11 protein-coding genes are annotated in these 14,569 nt (G+C 54.2%); 8 read left to right on the forward strand and 3 right to left on the reverse strand.

Translation table 11 applies throughout. The features are described from left to right. Positions 1-414: 414 nt before the first annotated feature. From ACZ5Y5_RS08720 to ACZ5Y5_RS08740, 5 genes are all read left to right on the forward strand, one after another. Positions 415-1,812: a sugar transferase gene (locus ACZ5Y5_RS08720; protein WP_464808257.1), complete on the forward strand. Its 1,398-nt coding sequence runs from the start codon at positions 415-417 to the stop codon at positions 1,810-1,812. A 14-nt stretch (positions 1,813-1,826) separates the two neighbouring features. After that, the gene (locus ACZ5Y5_RS08725) at positions 1,827-3,308 is read left to right on the forward strand and encodes a glycosyltransferase family 2 protein (RefSeq protein WP_464808258.1); all 1,482 of its coding nucleotides are present in this window, start codon (positions 1,827-1,829) and stop codon (positions 3,306-3,308) included. A 56-nt stretch (positions 3,309-3,364) separates the two neighbouring features. After that, entirely contained in the window at positions 3,365-4,021 is a 657-nt protein-coding gene (locus ACZ5Y5_RS08730) for a WecB/TagA/CpsF family glycosyltransferase (RefSeq protein WP_464808259.1), read from the forward strand. 235 nt (positions 4,022-4,256) lie between these two features. Then, positions 4,257-5,609: an oligosaccharide flippase family protein gene (locus tag ACZ5Y5_RS08735; RefSeq protein WP_464808260.1), complete on the forward strand. Its 1,353-nt coding sequence runs from the start codon at positions 4,257-4,259 to the stop codon at positions 5,607-5,609. A 37-nt stretch (positions 5,610-5,646) separates the two neighbouring features. Further along, positions 5,647-6,744 (forward strand): polysaccharide pyruvyl transferase family protein, encoded by a 1,098-nt coding sequence (locus ACZ5Y5_RS08740; protein ID WP_464808261.1) that lies wholly within the window; start codon positions 5,647-5,649, stop codon positions 6,742-6,744. On the opposite strand, the gene ACZ5Y5_RS08745 is transcribed toward ACZ5Y5_RS08740, so the two are convergent. The 3 genes from ACZ5Y5_RS08745 to ACZ5Y5_RS08755 form a co-directional block, all read right to left on the reverse strand. Then, positions 6,734-7,795: a glycosyltransferase family 4 protein gene (locus ACZ5Y5_RS08745; RefSeq protein ID WP_464808262.1), complete on the reverse strand. Its 1,062-nt coding sequence runs from the start codon at positions 7,793-7,795 to the stop codon at positions 6,734-6,736. The two genes, ACZ5Y5_RS08740 and ACZ5Y5_RS08745, sit on opposite strands and share 11 nt — an antisense overlap. Before the next feature lie 6 nt (positions 7,796-7,801). Continuing rightward, a complete protein-coding gene (locus ACZ5Y5_RS08750) occupies positions 7,802-9,106 on the reverse strand; it encodes a hypothetical protein (RefSeq protein ID WP_464808263.1) in 1,305 nt (434 codons plus the stop codon). A gap of 116 nt (positions 9,107-9,222) precedes the next feature. Further along, complete coding sequence (locus tag ACZ5Y5_RS08755) at positions 9,223-10,947, reverse strand: hypothetical protein (protein WP_464808264.1); 1,725 nt, start codon at positions 10,945-10,947, stop codon at positions 9,223-9,225. Positions 10,948-11,261: 314 nt separating this feature from the next. Here ACZ5Y5_RS08755 and ACZ5Y5_RS08760 point away from each other — a divergent pair, with 314 nt between their 5' ends. From ACZ5Y5_RS08760 to ACZ5Y5_RS08770, 3 genes are all read left to right on the forward strand, one after another. Next, positions 11,262-12,440 carry a glycosyltransferase gene (locus ACZ5Y5_RS08760; protein ID WP_464808265.1) on the forward strand — a complete coding sequence of 393 codons (1,179 nt, stop codon included), beginning with the start codon at positions 11,262-11,264 and terminating at the stop codon, positions 12,438-12,440. A gap of 69 nt (positions 12,441-12,509) precedes the next feature. Beyond that, a complete protein-coding gene (locus ACZ5Y5_RS08765) occupies positions 12,510-13,535 on the forward strand; it encodes a glycosyltransferase (protein ID WP_464808266.1) in 1,026 nt (341 codons plus the stop codon). Continuing rightward, a complete protein-coding gene (locus ACZ5Y5_RS08770; protein ID WP_464808267.1) occupies positions 13,520-14,557 on the forward strand; it encodes a glycosyltransferase family 2 protein in 1,038 nt (345 codons plus the stop codon). Before ACZ5Y5_RS08765 ends, ACZ5Y5_RS08770 begins: the two co-directional genes overlap by 16 nt. The last annotated feature ends 12 nt before the right edge of the window (positions 14,558-14,569 follow it).

Consider the following 14,569-nt stretch of genomic DNA (forward strand, 5'->3'; position numbering starts at 1 on the left):
AATCATCTTCATAGCCGATTAGCGGCAAGTTGATGCAAGTTCTTGCTGTAGATTAAATACGTTGTCCGGAAGAAATTGCGGCTGCAAGAATCGGAGATGCGGCCGCCTGCGATTCCCGAGTGCGTTAACCAGAAAATCTGACGCTGCAGCCGGTCTTCTGTTGGATGGACAAGTAAATCTATAACCAACGATATAGCCCGCCTTCGGAGATCCTGCGCTTCAACTGGTCAGCAAGATTCCAGAATTATCGTTATTTTTCAACGGTGTCCCGATTTTGCACAGTTCATAAAAAATGAATCGTGCTGCACGGCACAAAATGCCTTGCGGTAAACCAAAGTTTTAGTCATTCCGAAGCAAAGGGGTCGCTGCAAAGAACACAGATTTGTATCACGTTCTTGCGTGGGGGTAGTTTCAGTGAATCTGATCAGCGATTTTCGTGAGGCTTCTGCCGATTCACTGGCAGGTGCCTTCGAAAGCAAATATAATTTGCGGGTCAGACTCTATCTCCAGCTCCTTTTACTCGACTGTCTGCTGGTGGGCTTGGCCTTTGGGAGTGTAGGTTGGCTGAGCGCGTCCTCATGGCTGAGTGTCGAGGGTGTCAATCTTGGCGCCATGGTCGTGCCTATCTATGTCGGCGTCGCGATCAATGGTAATGCCTATTCGCTGCAGGCGCTGAAGCAACCAGCCCAATCTGCTGCTCAAGCAGCATTTCTCCTGCTCTTCACCATGCTTGCTGTCCAATGCGTGCTCTATTTCGCGCATGTCAGTGCATCGGTTTCTCGCCTTCTGTTCGCCTGCGGCATTCTTCTGAGCGCCGTTCTGCTGGCCGCAGCAAGACATCCCTTCAGCCGCTATGCCGTAAAGCGCGCCGGCGGCAAATTGACTGCGGAATTGCTGATCGAGGACGGAATGCGCCTCGAGAGCTACCCGGGCGAGGACACGCTGGTGGTCGTCGATGCGCAAAGCCACGACATCCGTCCCGACCTCAACGACCCCTGGATGTTGCATCGCCTCGGGAGCTGGCTGAAGAATTTTGACCGCGTGATGATCGCCTGCCCTCCTGAGCGGCGGCATGCCTGGTCCATTCTGCTGCGGGGAGCCAGCATCCAGGGTGAGATCATCGTACCGGAATCGGCAAGCTGCGGCGCGATCGGCATCGGAGATTTCGCGGGGCACGAGACGCATGTCGTGTCAAAAGGCGCGCTCAATATGTCGAACAGGGTGAAAAAGCGCCTGTTCGATCTCGCGCTCACCCTGCCCGCGATTGTTCTCCTTGCACCTCTCATGGCTCTGGTGGCGATCGCCATCAAGCTGGACAGCCGAGGACCGGTCCTCTTCCTTCAGGATCGCGTAGGACTTGGCAATCGCCTTTTCAGGATCGCGAAATTCCGCAGCATGCACGTAGAGGCTAGCGATCATGCGGGCCAAACCTCGGCGTCTCGCGATGACCCGAGGATCACGCGTGTCGGCCGCATCATCCGGGCGACGAGCATCGATGAGCTGCCGCAGCTCTTCAATGTTTTGCTCGGGCACATGAGCATCGTTGGTCCCCGCCCGCATGCGCTGGGTTCAACGGCTGAGACCAAGCTCTTCTGGCAGATCAATGAACATTATTGGTGCCGACACGCCCTTAAGCCGGGGATTACAGGTCTGGCGCAGATCCGTGGCTATCGCGGCGCTACCGAAAAAACAGCTGATCTCGAACAGCGCCTCGGGGCTGATCTTGAATATCTGAAAGAGTGGTCCCTGACACGAGAAATACTCATTCTCCTGCGGACATTTAAAGTCATCGTCCACGACAACGCATTTTAGCCAATCCAATCGCTTTGAGCGGAAACACACATGCTGAACTTACTTCTGATTATGACCGGCGCAATTTGGACTGCGGGTATTCCGTGGTTCTGGCACCTTCAATCGCGGTCGCGGCCTGTGGTCGAGGTGACGATGATGGATCGAGCGCTCACGATCTTTTGGCTACCGGCCTATCTCGCGATCCTTTCGCTGATGGGGATATCCTCGCTTCGCCCGCGCAATTAGCGCTGAAGCTTCTGTTAATCAAACTCATCACCGGCGCTGCCCGAGCTGCGCTCTCTGAGCAATTTCGCGGCGCTGCCGAGAGGACCGAAGCATTGTTCTGGATATTGGTTCTGTTCAGTCTGTTGACGGCGCCCGCAGTGCTCACCTTCGCGCTCGAAATCCTGAGTTCGCGCAAGCTTGTTCAGGATCGTTCGACTGAGATGGCGCCGCCTTTCACTGTCCTTGTGCCGGCCCACAATGAATCTTCTGTGATCGCTCAAACACTGGCGTCCCTGATCCCGCAATTGCGCGAGAATGATCGTCTCCTGGTCATTGCCGACAATTGCCAGGATGATACAGCATCAATCGCAATGAGATGCGGCGCGGAAGTCACCAGGCGCGACGAGCCGGAAAAGCGCGGAAAAGGCTACGCCCTCGCCCACGGCCTCAACCATGCAGCCAAATGGAAACATCCTGTCATTATCGTCGTGGATGCCGACTGTCGGGTTAGCAAAGGTGGGCTCGAAACACTTGCATCCCAAGTCGCCACGACAGGCAAGCCGGTGCAAGGTGCCTATACTCTGACGGCGGCGATGGACGCATCTCGGTCCATGCGTTTCAGCGCCTTTGCTTTACAGATCAAAAATCATGCGCGCCTTCTGGGTTGTTCCCGCCTCGGAATGCCGTGTGTGCTGACCGGCAGTGGCATGGCTTTTCCCAGGGAGCCGCTCGAACGCGTCAAGATTGGATCCAGCGAGATCGTAGAAGATCTGCTTCTCGCCATCGACTTAGCGCTCGAAGGATATCCCGCAAGTTTTTGTGCACAAGCTGAGATAACCAGCCCATTGCCGGCAAACGAGCAGGTTGCCGCCGGACAAAGACAGCGCTGGGAGCAGGGATTTCTATCGATCATGCGCCGGTTCATTCCGCGTCTGATTGTGGGCGGGATCAAAAAGCGCGATTGGCGCCTGTTTGCCCTGGGACTGGATATAGCCGTTCCACCGCTCAGTTTGCTCGGGCTGATCCTTTTCGCATCCCTCTCGCTGAGCCTCATCTACCTTCTAGCAGGCGGCACCATTGTTCTCGCTGCGATCGGCCTAGCGCAGATCGTGATATTCTTTTCGGCGGTTCTGCTCGGCTGGGCTTGGCACGGCCGCCCAATCCTAAGAGGCGCAGATCTTCTCGCGCTGCCGCTCAGCGTGCTCAAGAAGATCGCCTTTTATAGGCGGTTGATCCGAGCACCTCAGCGCGAATGGGTGCGGACTGCACGTGAGGAAGGCACCGTTGAATGATAAATTCCATATCATTTCTAGGATTTCAGTTCGCGCGTGGTTCTCGCTCCGAACTCATGGCCCAGGTGATCAACCGGTCACGCCAGCCTTATAGCTTTGTCATAACGCCAAACGTCGATTTTGTGACGCGCGCGGCCAAGAACGAGGACGTGAAAGACCTTTACCAGCAGGCAGCGATGCAGATCTGCGACAGCAGGATCTTGCAACTGCTCGCTAAGACCCAGGGTGTTGATCTCGATTGCTATCCGGGGTCTGACATGGTTGCCGACCTGCTAAAGCGAAACAGCAGCCTGAAGATCAGTGTGATAGGCCCCAGCATGCCGGATTGGCATCTTTTGATCGAACGGTTTCCGAAAGCCCAAATCAGCCTCATCCTGTCTCCACCTTTCATGAACCCTGGGGATTTTGGATGGGGAGTCTGCTTGAAGGAAGCGGCGGAAGCTGAATGGGATATTTTGCTGATATGCCTGGGGTCTCCCAAGCAGGAACAATTTGCCACCGATTTGGCAGAAATTCGAAAGGGCTCCGGAGTTGCGATTTGCGCCGGGGCGTCGGTTGACTTCCTTACTGGCAACCAAATTCGTGCGCCCTTGTGGATGCAGAAGGCAAGCCTGGAGTGGCTCCACCGCCTTTCATCAAATCCACGGCGGCTGTGGCGGCGTTACTTAGTGGACGGGCCCAATATACTGCTCCTGCTTACGAGACATCGTTGACGTAGAAGCGCGATGCTCTACGCCGTTGGTCAGGTTCGCCATGTAACTCCTTGTAGTGAGCCGTATCAAATTTCACCAAATGTTGTCGGATGCAGCTTAAAGACAGTCTTAATGCCCAGCCCAGCCCCTCTTCACCCGCTGCATTGAGTCGGAGTACGTACCATCTTTGTGTCTCATTACAGGCTCTTTCTAGTCCCATCTGGTCTCGTTTGGACGACCATGTAGGGAGCCAGCCATGCAATATGCTTTAAAAGGTCTTCTGAACGACGACGGAATCCGCGCGCGCGCCTTGAGAAGTTCGGCCATACTGGTCTTCGGCTTTGGCAGTACGAATGCGCTGCGCCTAATATCCAACCTGATCCTCGCGCGCCTCCTTTTCCCTGAAGCGTTCGGACTCATGTCGCTGGTTTATGTTTTCCTAACCGGGCTAGTGATGTTCTCCGACCTCGGCCTCAACCTATCCATTATCCAGAACAAGCGCGGCGAGGAACCGGATTTCCTCAACACCGCCTGGAGCCTGCAAATCGTGCGCGGTGTGATACTATGGCTTTGTGCCTGCGCACTCGCCTATCCGGCGGCACTCGTCTACGCTGAGCCGCAACTCGCTCAACTGCTGCCCGTTGCAGGACTGACGGCAGTAATTCAGGGATTTACAACAACTAAGCTCGCCCTGGCCAATCGCAATCTTCAGATCGGGGTGCAGGTCATCACCGATCTGGGTAGCCAGATCGTGACGCTGGTGGTGACGGCTGTTTTGGCGTGGATGACTGGAAGTGTTTGGTCACTCGTGACTGGTGCGCTCGTCGGCGCCTTACTGAAGGTGATGACGCAGCATCTTACGCTGAAAGGGCCGCCCAATCGCTGGCACTGGGACTACGAGCTGGCGTGGGATATGATCCATTTCGGAAAATACATCTTTCTCAGCTCCATTGCGGGTTTCCTCATCAACCAGAGCGATAGGGCAATCCTAGCCGGCTATGTCTCACTGACGAATCTAGGAATTTTCATGGTCGGTTTTATTTTTGCAAGCGTCCCTGTGGACTTAGCCCGAGCTGCCGGTTCGCAGATCGTCTTTCCATTGTTCAGCAAGTTCCCACCAGCACAGAGTGTCGAAAATCGCTCCAAAGTCCTTTTAGCTCGTCGTTTGGTTCTGCTTTCTACGGCAGCGCTTAGTGGGCTGTTGTCGCTTGTTTCGGTACCGATGGTCGAGTTCCTTTACGACCAACGTTATCACAAGGCTGGCCCGATCCTTGCATTGTTCGGATTCACGGCGACGACCCAAATCGCTGCTTCGAACTATGATGGCTCCTATCTCGCGTCCGGCAATTCCAAACAGCATTTTCACCTGATTTCAATCCAAGCGGCCCTGCAGGTTTTCGTCTCCTTCTTGCTAATTTCACTCCTCGGCATGTTTGGAGCCATCATTGCTGTGGGTGTAACCATGCTTTTGGCCTATCCCTTTCGGGCGGTTGTGGCATGCAGGTACAAAGCGTGGGATCCTGTCGTTGACGCTGCCACACTCGGTGTAGGATGGGGATCTGCGCTGCTGGCGCTCTGGATTTGGCAGGTTGAATTGCAGGCAATTTAATTGCCACATACGACCGGTTTTTCAAAGAGATAGTAAGATGAATATAGATGTCTTTGGTTCATTCGGATTTGGAAACCTCGGCGACGAGATCATCCCAACATGTGTGAAGAATTTGTTTAGTTCTCTTGGACAGTCGGTAATAACCCGCGCATTTAGCCGTTACGATGGGTTAACAACCTCAAATGTACTGGAATATAATGAGTATTTAAATTCAAACTTAACGCGTACACTTCTTTTGTGTGGGGGAGGCATCGTTGAAAATCATGAAATGTCTTGCCTTAGACGAGCGATGTCGAAGCGGGATCAGGAAAACTTTGAAATTCTGCCATTCGCGATTTCCGTAGAGCCAGGGGTAAGATTCGGGGTAAAGGCACGCCTGAAACTTATTAAGGATATGAGCAAATTTCGTAAGGTGTACGTCAGAGATGTTTTGTCTTCGCAAACCCTTAAGTCTCTCGCGCCTTGGGTTGATCAAGATGTGATTGGCGATCTAGGCCTGTGGTGCGAGGGAAGCAGTTCGGAACTCAACCTTGATAATTTGCCATCGGAATACTTCACATTTATACCCAGCGACAACTGGAGAGATGACAGTTTTATAAGCTGGATTTCAGAAGAGCTCATTTATATTTCAGAATGTTTGAGCTTGCCTATTGTCCTTTTACCTATGTCTTTTTTAGTCGGAGATGACCTAAAAATATGCCGAAGAATTTATGATGCAGTAAAATCCAAAAACAAAAAAATCGAAATTTTCAATTTCGGCACAATCAATTCGTATCGAGGCATTACCGGCGAGGATATAGCTAAGGTCGTTTCGCACGCAGCGATAACGATCTCAATGAGGTTACATGGCTGTGTAATCAGTTATGCACAAAGAACACCCTTCTTAAGCCTTGTATACCACCCTAAACTCTTAGGGTTCATGCAGACTATCGGATGGGATTATGCAAAGATCCCTGAAAATCTTCCTCTGAAGCAAACCACTAACGTTTACGGGTATCGTTTCGAGGCACTTGGTTTATCAAGAGGGGATTTGATGAGAACGATTCCACATGTACTCATGAATCAAAATTACGATATGCTGGAAATTTACAGGTCAAAGCAAAAACATGCAATTAAAAAGCTATTTAGTTTATGATATCCACGCTAAGCGCTTCTTCAAATCGACGTATAGCTATTTCGATAGAGTTTTTCTTCGCTACCTTCTTTGCTTCTGAAGAGTAGCTCTTCCACTCACCACTGTCCATGCGAGCGAATCTTACAATATTCCGCGTCATTTCTTCCGTTTGGTGAGATTCCAGTAGAACCCCTCCACCGCTCGCGAGAATTTCTGGTGCGGCTCCAGCCGGGGCTGCTATGACCGGAGTTCCGCAGGCCATCGCCTCGAGAATCGGAAGTCCGAAACCCTCCTCGCGACTTGGAAATACCCATGCCACGCAGCGACTATATATCTCCCTTAGGTGGGTTTGTGGCGGCGCCTTTTGGTACTCGACAAAATCGGGAAGCGACAATGAACGGACTGGGTTGCTGTGCCCAAATGCGATGCAGCGAAGCTCAGGAACAATTTTCTTTGCGTTGACAATCGCCTCAACTGCTAGATCGATTCCCTTGCGAGGATGCGTGGCATACACAAAGCCGATTGTCGGCTCGTGAGGCATTTCACGATCGCCTGCGAAGAATAGCTTTGGATCGACACCGTTCGCTACTACCGTGGGCTCATCGGCGCCCAAGCGGTTTACTAGAATCGCTCTTAACCACTCCGAAATGGTAATCTTCTGCATGGGGAGACGCAATGTGGTATCGACACGGGCCTTATGTCCATTCCAAATTTCGTAGTCCTGAACAAAGTAGAACTTCTTGCCACGGTCGGCCGGGAAGTTGGCGATCCATTCAGCTGTCTCCCACCATGTCGCGATAATGACGTCCGCTAACGGAACATCGGACAATTGAACAGGCCGGAATTTATTTAGGATCTTCACGGCCACCCCGGTACCTTGGAAGTGGTGATGACGAGACGAAACCTCTCGCTTGAACAAATTCCGAAGCTTTCCTCGCAAGTCATAAGGCTGTGGCCTGCGCGAAACGACCAGCACATCGTGCCCCTTTTTACGCAGACCCTCGGCATATTGAGCTACCACGCGGACGCCGCCTCCCATGTCGAGGGCAGGCAAAACAAATGTTATACGCATAAAAAGTTATCCGCTTACCGTTGATAGTTGTCCAGAGGACGAGGAGCCGAACTCGGCTTGGTGAGCTCTGTGCGGGGGACTTCGACCGATGGCGAAGACTGCTCCGGCGATCAACCAGGTCGCTGAGCTTACTGAGGAGTTTGGTATGCTGTCCAAGAGATTGATGACAAGCAGCGCGCAGAGCGAGGCGGAAGACACTGAAGCGGTTCTCAAACTCCGTTTCCGCCATAGAAGCCGTGTTGATCCAGCACATAACAACCCGAACATCGAAAGATATCCCACCCATCCCCATGTTCCGAAGACGATAATCCACGTGCCGTCAGTCACGCTGAGATCGCGGCCGTCCACCTCCGAATAAATGCGATTCCTGCCCCATCCGCCCCAGCCGAAGATCGGCTTTAAGGCCGTGCGTCGCAGCAACTGCTCCTCATTCACCATTCTAAATTCGAACGAACCAGCGCGATCGGTGCTGAGCGCTTGGGTTGCCTGCAAAATGGCAGAGGTCGGTGTGATGCCCGACGCGCGGACCGTTGGATAAATTAGTATCAGAGCCGACATTAAGCCGCAGACGATCATCAGAAACCGTGGCCGCAACAGCGCAACCAGCGGGACAAAAAGAGAGGCGAGCAGCGTGGCACCAAGTGATTTGCATAAAAGTAGGAGGAACCACAGGTAAGTCGCCATATATCCCGCTTTCCGGCGCAGTTTGCCGCGGGATGAGCGCCACGTCGCCACTGATGCAGCGACGGCCATTGCGCAGAAAATAGCGACAAGAAGACCATGACCCAAAAACACGACGGGCCGAAACCCGCCGGCGCGCATCTGCTGTGCAAAGCTGTGCGGGAAGAATCCATAGATCAAACGGTGAAGTTGGGGACTCAACCTGATCTCGATCAGCATCAGCACCGAATAAAATATCGCGAGGACCATAAAGGAAAAGAGCAGCCACCGCCGCCGCTCATCGCTATTGATAAGGCCGTATCCCACAACGAAGGGGATCAACGTGATGGCGTTTAGCGCCGCCTGCGCAGCGGCGTCGTAGAATGTCATAGAGGGGATGAACCGGGAGGCGTAGACGAGAGGCTCCGAATTAAACGTCGCGGTCCCTAGCGGGGACAGGATGAAGATTGCGGCAAACACGGTAATAAATCGGTCATGCACGATCCCGAGCCATTTCTCGCGCACGAAGATAATGCAGCAGGCGAGGATCGCTAAATTGGGTATGCTGATCTTGTCCAGCGATGGGATAAGTGGAAAATCGAAAGAAGTTCTGACGGGAAGAAAGAGATACGCGCCCAGCACCGACCACACGAGCGCTCGATATGGACGAAGATTCGCGAACAGCAGCAGCGTGATAATCGGCCAAAGGATTAGCGCGAAATATGCAAACAGGTTTGGAATGAGAATGCCCCTCGAATGCGCAGAAGTTATGCGCGCGCACTATTGCAGTCGATTAGAGCCCGCATTTTCGGACTTATAGAATTCGGAGTGTCATAGGTCTCCTTCGCGCCCCAACTCCCCCAGCGCGTTCCCTGGCGCCCGACGCTACTGAAATGCGCGAACAGGCTGCACCCGGCGTCTCGATTGAGACGAAGGAGTTCGACATAAAGGTCATACATCCGTGGATGGCTTTGGGCGGCTGCAAGCGCCGCGTTATACGGAAGCTCTGCTTGCCTTTCCGGTTGAATATGCTGACCGCCTTCGTAAGCCACATATCCAAGGCCATGTTGCCTTCCATACTCGACCACTTGCGTGTAGCTACTGTTCCGACGCAGAGATATCAATCTATTCTCTAAATCGTCAATAACCGTGCTTGGCGTCAGATTGGACCCTAGCCTCGACCACTTAGTATAAATTTCTTCGTTAGGACCGATATAGGCGGATGGTGAGACTGCATCGGCACCGCCATTGTCGATACACCAATTTATAGTCCGAAGTGATGCATCGAACCACGCGGCCTGGACGGCGCAGACACGAACAAGCCTCTTCCGATCATTACCTGCCCATTCGCGTTCCCAGATGGCATATGTTCGACGAAACAGCGCCCCAATACGCTCTGGATGGTTACTACCTTCCTTTTTGCTGCCGTCCTTCCAAGCCTTCCCGCCCTTCGCTTCTACCAAAGCCCCTGCCAGCGGCGAACGAAGCATCCACCCAGCCTGAACAAACATCCAGTTCCAAACCTCATTCGAATATTCGAGATAAACCTTCAGCCCGGGATTAAGCGTTTTTCGCGCCAACTTAGCGAATTGCTCGATATACTCATCGGTAGCTCGGTGCGGGACGCAGAACCACGCATCGAGCTTCAGCTCGTTGCAGAGTTGGATCATGATTTCGATCGCCACGCCACCCGAGAATTTCATCTCGAAAGGTGTCGGAGCAGGGCCGAAGGTCGCCTCGGGATCTCCCGGCAATCCCACCATCGTGTAAAAACTCGGCTGCTTCCGGCTGTCCCAATGCTCTTCTGTAGAGTTATTCGTCTGAGCCCAGTCCATGAAACGCAGGCAATGGAATGGCCGACAAAAATCCAGAAATTCGGGGAGGAAGGGTGCTTGCATAAGGTCGACATTTTCGTCGGCCTCTGCAACGAGCCGAATGTTCCGCACATGGTTGCCGAGCTTCGAGCGCTTGATCAGGATGGCTTCAAGCTGATCAGGCGCGTGTGACATGCGAAGTTTCACTCGTCCAGGCTTGCGCGAGATGATCTTAGTCGATGCTAGCCCGTCGATCTCACCCTCCCCGTCATACAGCAAGATGTAGATGCCGGGCTTTCGGCGATTCGGCACGTAAGTGAAGACCGTCTGAGGTTCGGTCTGTCCTGGTGCAGCTACGGGGACCTGAAGGGGGTAGCCGTTCTCATCGAATTCGAAAGCATCTTGAGCCTTGGTGTCATGCGGCCCTAATCCGGTGAGATTACGGGTCAACCAGGGACGCGCGCCCCAGAACAGGTTTCTAAAGGGGAAGCCCGGTTCCCAATCGGCAATGCCACTGAGATTCACACCGATCGGCAGTTTGGGAAAGGCGCTTCCAAGAGGGACCGGCTCAAGGTCTCCATGCTTCAATATCTGCGCGCCGAGTCCCGCCATCCCCAGAGTCAACAGTCCCGCGCCCGATGCTGAGCCAATGATCAGTGAACGGCGATCTTGTCGCATACTTCGGACCTTCCTAAAAATGTCCCCACGGCCAACTTGCCCGCAAATTCCCTTTACACATCGCCATCAACTTAAGGATAGATGATGCCGCTATGAGGGGCATCACGACCACTGCCACCGCGTAAGCGAGAGGGGTGAAGTAATCTCTATCTAATGTCGCTTAAGGGACGAGCGCGCACTTCGCCATTGAAAAGATAATTAATGAAATCAGCCCCTCCTTGCAAAGATGGACAAACGCCTTAGGCGGAGGGTGAACACTATATTCGGGGGCCGAACCGGTGCGAGTCGCCTATTTGACCAATCTTTATCCTGCGGTGAGCCACAGCTTCATCCGCCGGGAAATCGTGGCAGTTGAGGCGGCAGGCGCAATAGTGCACCGCTTCTCCGTGCGCGCGGCCGATCCCGCGCAGCTGCCAGAGGGTCTGGACCGCGCTGAACTGAACAAGACCGTGGTGCTCCTCGCTGGCGCTCCTCGGATGATCATGGAAGTGCTGCGAACGATGGTAAATATGCCTCGGACAAGCCTTAAGGCGCTGCAGATCGCTTTTCGTCAGGCCGACCGGAGCATCCTCGGGCTGGCTCGATGCGCTGCCTATTTCGCCGAAGCCGCCGCGCTAGCGAGGCGGATGCGCGCTCTTGGCATCGACCATCTCCACGCCCATTTCGGGACCAATCCCGCGATGGTGGCTCGGATCGCCAGTAGGTTGTCCGGAATTCCCTACAGTTTTACCGTACATGGCCCGGATGAGTTTGACGCGCCCGGCACATTAGACTTGCGCGGGAAAATATCCGACTCTGCATTCTGCGTGGCGATAAGCAGCTATGGGCGTAGTCAATTAATGCGCTGGAGCGTTGTTGCCGATTGGTCCAAAATAGAGATTGTGCGCTGTGGGGTCGATGAACGCTATCTCAGCCAGGAACCGCTGCCGGCTATTCCCGATGCTCCCCGGCTTTGCGCAGTCGCTCGCCTGAGTGGGCAAAAGGGCATTCCCCTATTGATAGAAGCGGCTGCCCGATTAATGCGCGCCGGGAGGAGCTTCCGGTTGACGCTCGTCGGTGACGGCGAGTTAAGAGCTGAAATTGAGGAGATGATCCGACGGTTCGAATTGCAAGATGTGGTTGAAATTACAGGATGGGCGAGTTCGGATAAGGTTTCCGACAACCTGCTGGCCTCCAGAGCCATGGTGCTGCCAAGTTTCGCCGAAGGCCTGCCGGTGGTCATTATGGAGGCGCTGGCGCTACAGCGTCCTGTCATCGTAACAGCCATCGCTGGTACACCCGAACTGGTCGATGAAGAATGCGGATGGCTCATTCCTGCAGGATGTATCGAATCTCTCGTTCACGCGATGGACACGGTGATCAGCGCGCGACCCGATGCGCTGAGCGGCATGGGTCGGGTCGGACGGCAACGTGTTATCGAACTGCATGACTCCCGTTCCAACGGCCAGCAACTTTATGCGCTGATCCGACGGCATCATGAGGGGCGTCGCTAATGCGCCACTTCCATCGCTCCTCATCATTTCGCGAGAGGACTGCTTCGTATCGCGAGAAGGCCGCATAAAATGCACGTTGCCGTCGTCATCGTAAATTATCGCACGCCTGAGATGGTGCTCTCATGCCTTAACGCGCTAAGCGGGGAACGCAGCGCTATACCGTCGCTCAATGCGATCGTGGTAGACAACGCATCGGGAGACGAATCAATCCCCATGTTATCGACTGCGATAGGCCAGGGACCGCTTGCGGATTGGGTCCGCTTTCAGCCTCTTTCTCTCAATGGTGGGTTTGGCTGGGGAAATAACGAGGCGATCCTGTCTTTGCTGACTGGCGAAACACCGCCTGAGGCCATCATGTTGCTAAATCCGGATGCCATGATCCATCCTGGCGCACTTGTTGCTCTAATAGAGGATATGAAACGCCGGTCGGATGCGGGTGCAATTGGCAGTCAGCTAATCAATGAGGACGGGAGCCTATCGGGCTCATCCTTCCGCTTTCCCACTATCGCGAGCGAGTTCATACGGGGCTTAGGGATCGATCGTGTAGGACGTTTGCTTGGCATCAAGCCCGTCCTGATACCCATCGGTGAAAGAGGCCCCATTGATTGGGTTACGGGTGCCAGCGTGCTTATCCGAACGCATGCCCTCCGGGATGCAGGATTATTCGATACCGGGTTCTTTCTCTATTTCGAGGAAGTCGAACTGATGCACCGCTTCGCCCGCTATGGCTGGAAATCCTATCATTGCCCTGAGAGTCGTGTGATACATGTGGCGGGCGCGTCGACCGGCGTGGTAGACGGCCAGCGGAAAGATAGCCGCCCTCCGCCCGACTATCTATTTCACTCGCGGCACCGCTATTTTGCGCTCACCGGCGGCCGGTTTACCTCATTAGTCGCCGACCTTGCCTGGCTAATGGGAGATCTCTGCGCGCGCCTCATATCAGCGCTTTCGTTCAAACGAAGCGCAACTAATTCACAGGCGGAACGCGCGGCGCTATTCCGAATCGGGCTCGGGGCGAAGCGAAAGGATGCCATTTCAGCCGTTACGGGAGCAAACGATCGGCCGGGCCACACTCCTGCATGGATGAAAGGATAATGGAAACGCCATCGATCGCTGTTGTCGTCATCGGTCGGAACGAAGGCGATCGGTTGAAGCGCTGTCTGCGATCAATTCCCCAGGCAATACCTGCGGTCTATGTGGATTCAGGATCGACCGATAGCAGTGTTGCATTCGCTCGCTCGCTCGGCATAGACGTCCTTGCGCTTGATATGAACGTCGGCTTCACCGCTGCGAGAGCGCGCAATGCCGGGTGGCTTCACATCGTCGAACGTAAGCCCAGCAGCGAATTTATCCAGTTCGTTGACGGCGACTGCGAGATCGATGCGAACTGGCTTGAGGAAGCCACGACAGCGATGCGCACCGAAGCTGGCGCCGCTGTCATCTTCGGTCGGCGGCGCGAGCGTTTTCCCGAGAAGAGCATATATAACCAAATGTGCGATGACGAATGGAACGTGCCGGTCGGTGTGGTAGCATCCTGCGGTGGCGACGCGCTGTTCCGTGTGTCGGCGCTTCGATCGGCCAATGGCTATAGCGAGGATTTAATCGCGGGAGAGGAACCAGACCTTTGTCTTAGACTTCGCCGTCTGGGGTGGTTCGTTCGGCGAATCGACGCGGAGATGACGCTACACGATGCCGATATCCTTGCCTTCGGCAGCTGGTGGCGCCGCGCGAAGAGGAGTGGTTTCGCCTACGCCCAGCATGTTCTTCGCCACGGCGAACTATCCGAGCCGCAATGGCGGCGACAGTTTAATAGCATAATTTTCTGGGGATTCATCTGGCCCGGGAGCGGCGTAGCCCTTGGGCTTCTGAGCGGGCTGTGGCGACCTGCCGCCAGCGCCGCGATTTTGGGTGTGCTTGTTGTCAGCTATGCCATCCAGACTGGCCGCATTGCAGCGCGAAAAAAAAGTGATTCAGGCTGCAGTTCGCGCTTCGCACTTCTGTATGCCGTGCTGATCAGCGCTGGAAAATTTGCCGAATTCAGCGGCGCGCTGAGTTGCTTGATCGGCCACAAATTGAAGCGTCCGAGCCGACTGATTGAATATAAGAGGCCGACATGAGTGCCCCCTTTT

The organism is Sphingobium sp. TomTYG65 (assembly GCF_055395525.1).

Coding starts and splice junctions, on each gene's coding strand:
- ACZ5Y5_RS08730 (WP_464808259.1), top strand. CDS start 3,365: ATGGCCCAGGTGATCAACCGGTCACGCCAGCCTTATAGCTTTGTCATA.
- ACZ5Y5_RS08735 (WP_464808260.1), top strand. CDS start 4,257: ATGCAATATGCTTTAAAAGGTCTTCTGAACGACGACGGAATCCGCGCG.
- ACZ5Y5_RS08740 (WP_464808261.1), top strand. CDS start 5,647: ATGAATATAGATGTCTTTGGTTCATTCGGATTTGGAAACCTCGGCGAC.
- ACZ5Y5_RS08745 (WP_464808262.1), bottom strand. CDS start 7,795: ATGCGTATAACATTTGTTTTGCCTGCCCTCGACATGGGAGGCGGCGTC.
- ACZ5Y5_RS08755 (WP_464808264.1), bottom strand. CDS start 10,947: ATGCGACAAGATCGCCGTTCACTGATCATTGGCTCAGCATCGGGCGCG.
- ACZ5Y5_RS08765 (WP_464808266.1), top strand. CDS start 12,510: ATGCACGTTGCCGTCGTCATCGTAAATTATCGCACGCCTGAGATGGTG.
- ACZ5Y5_RS08770 (WP_464808267.1), top strand. CDS start 13,520: ATGGATGAAAGGATAATGGAAACGCCATCGATCGCTGTTGTCGTCATC.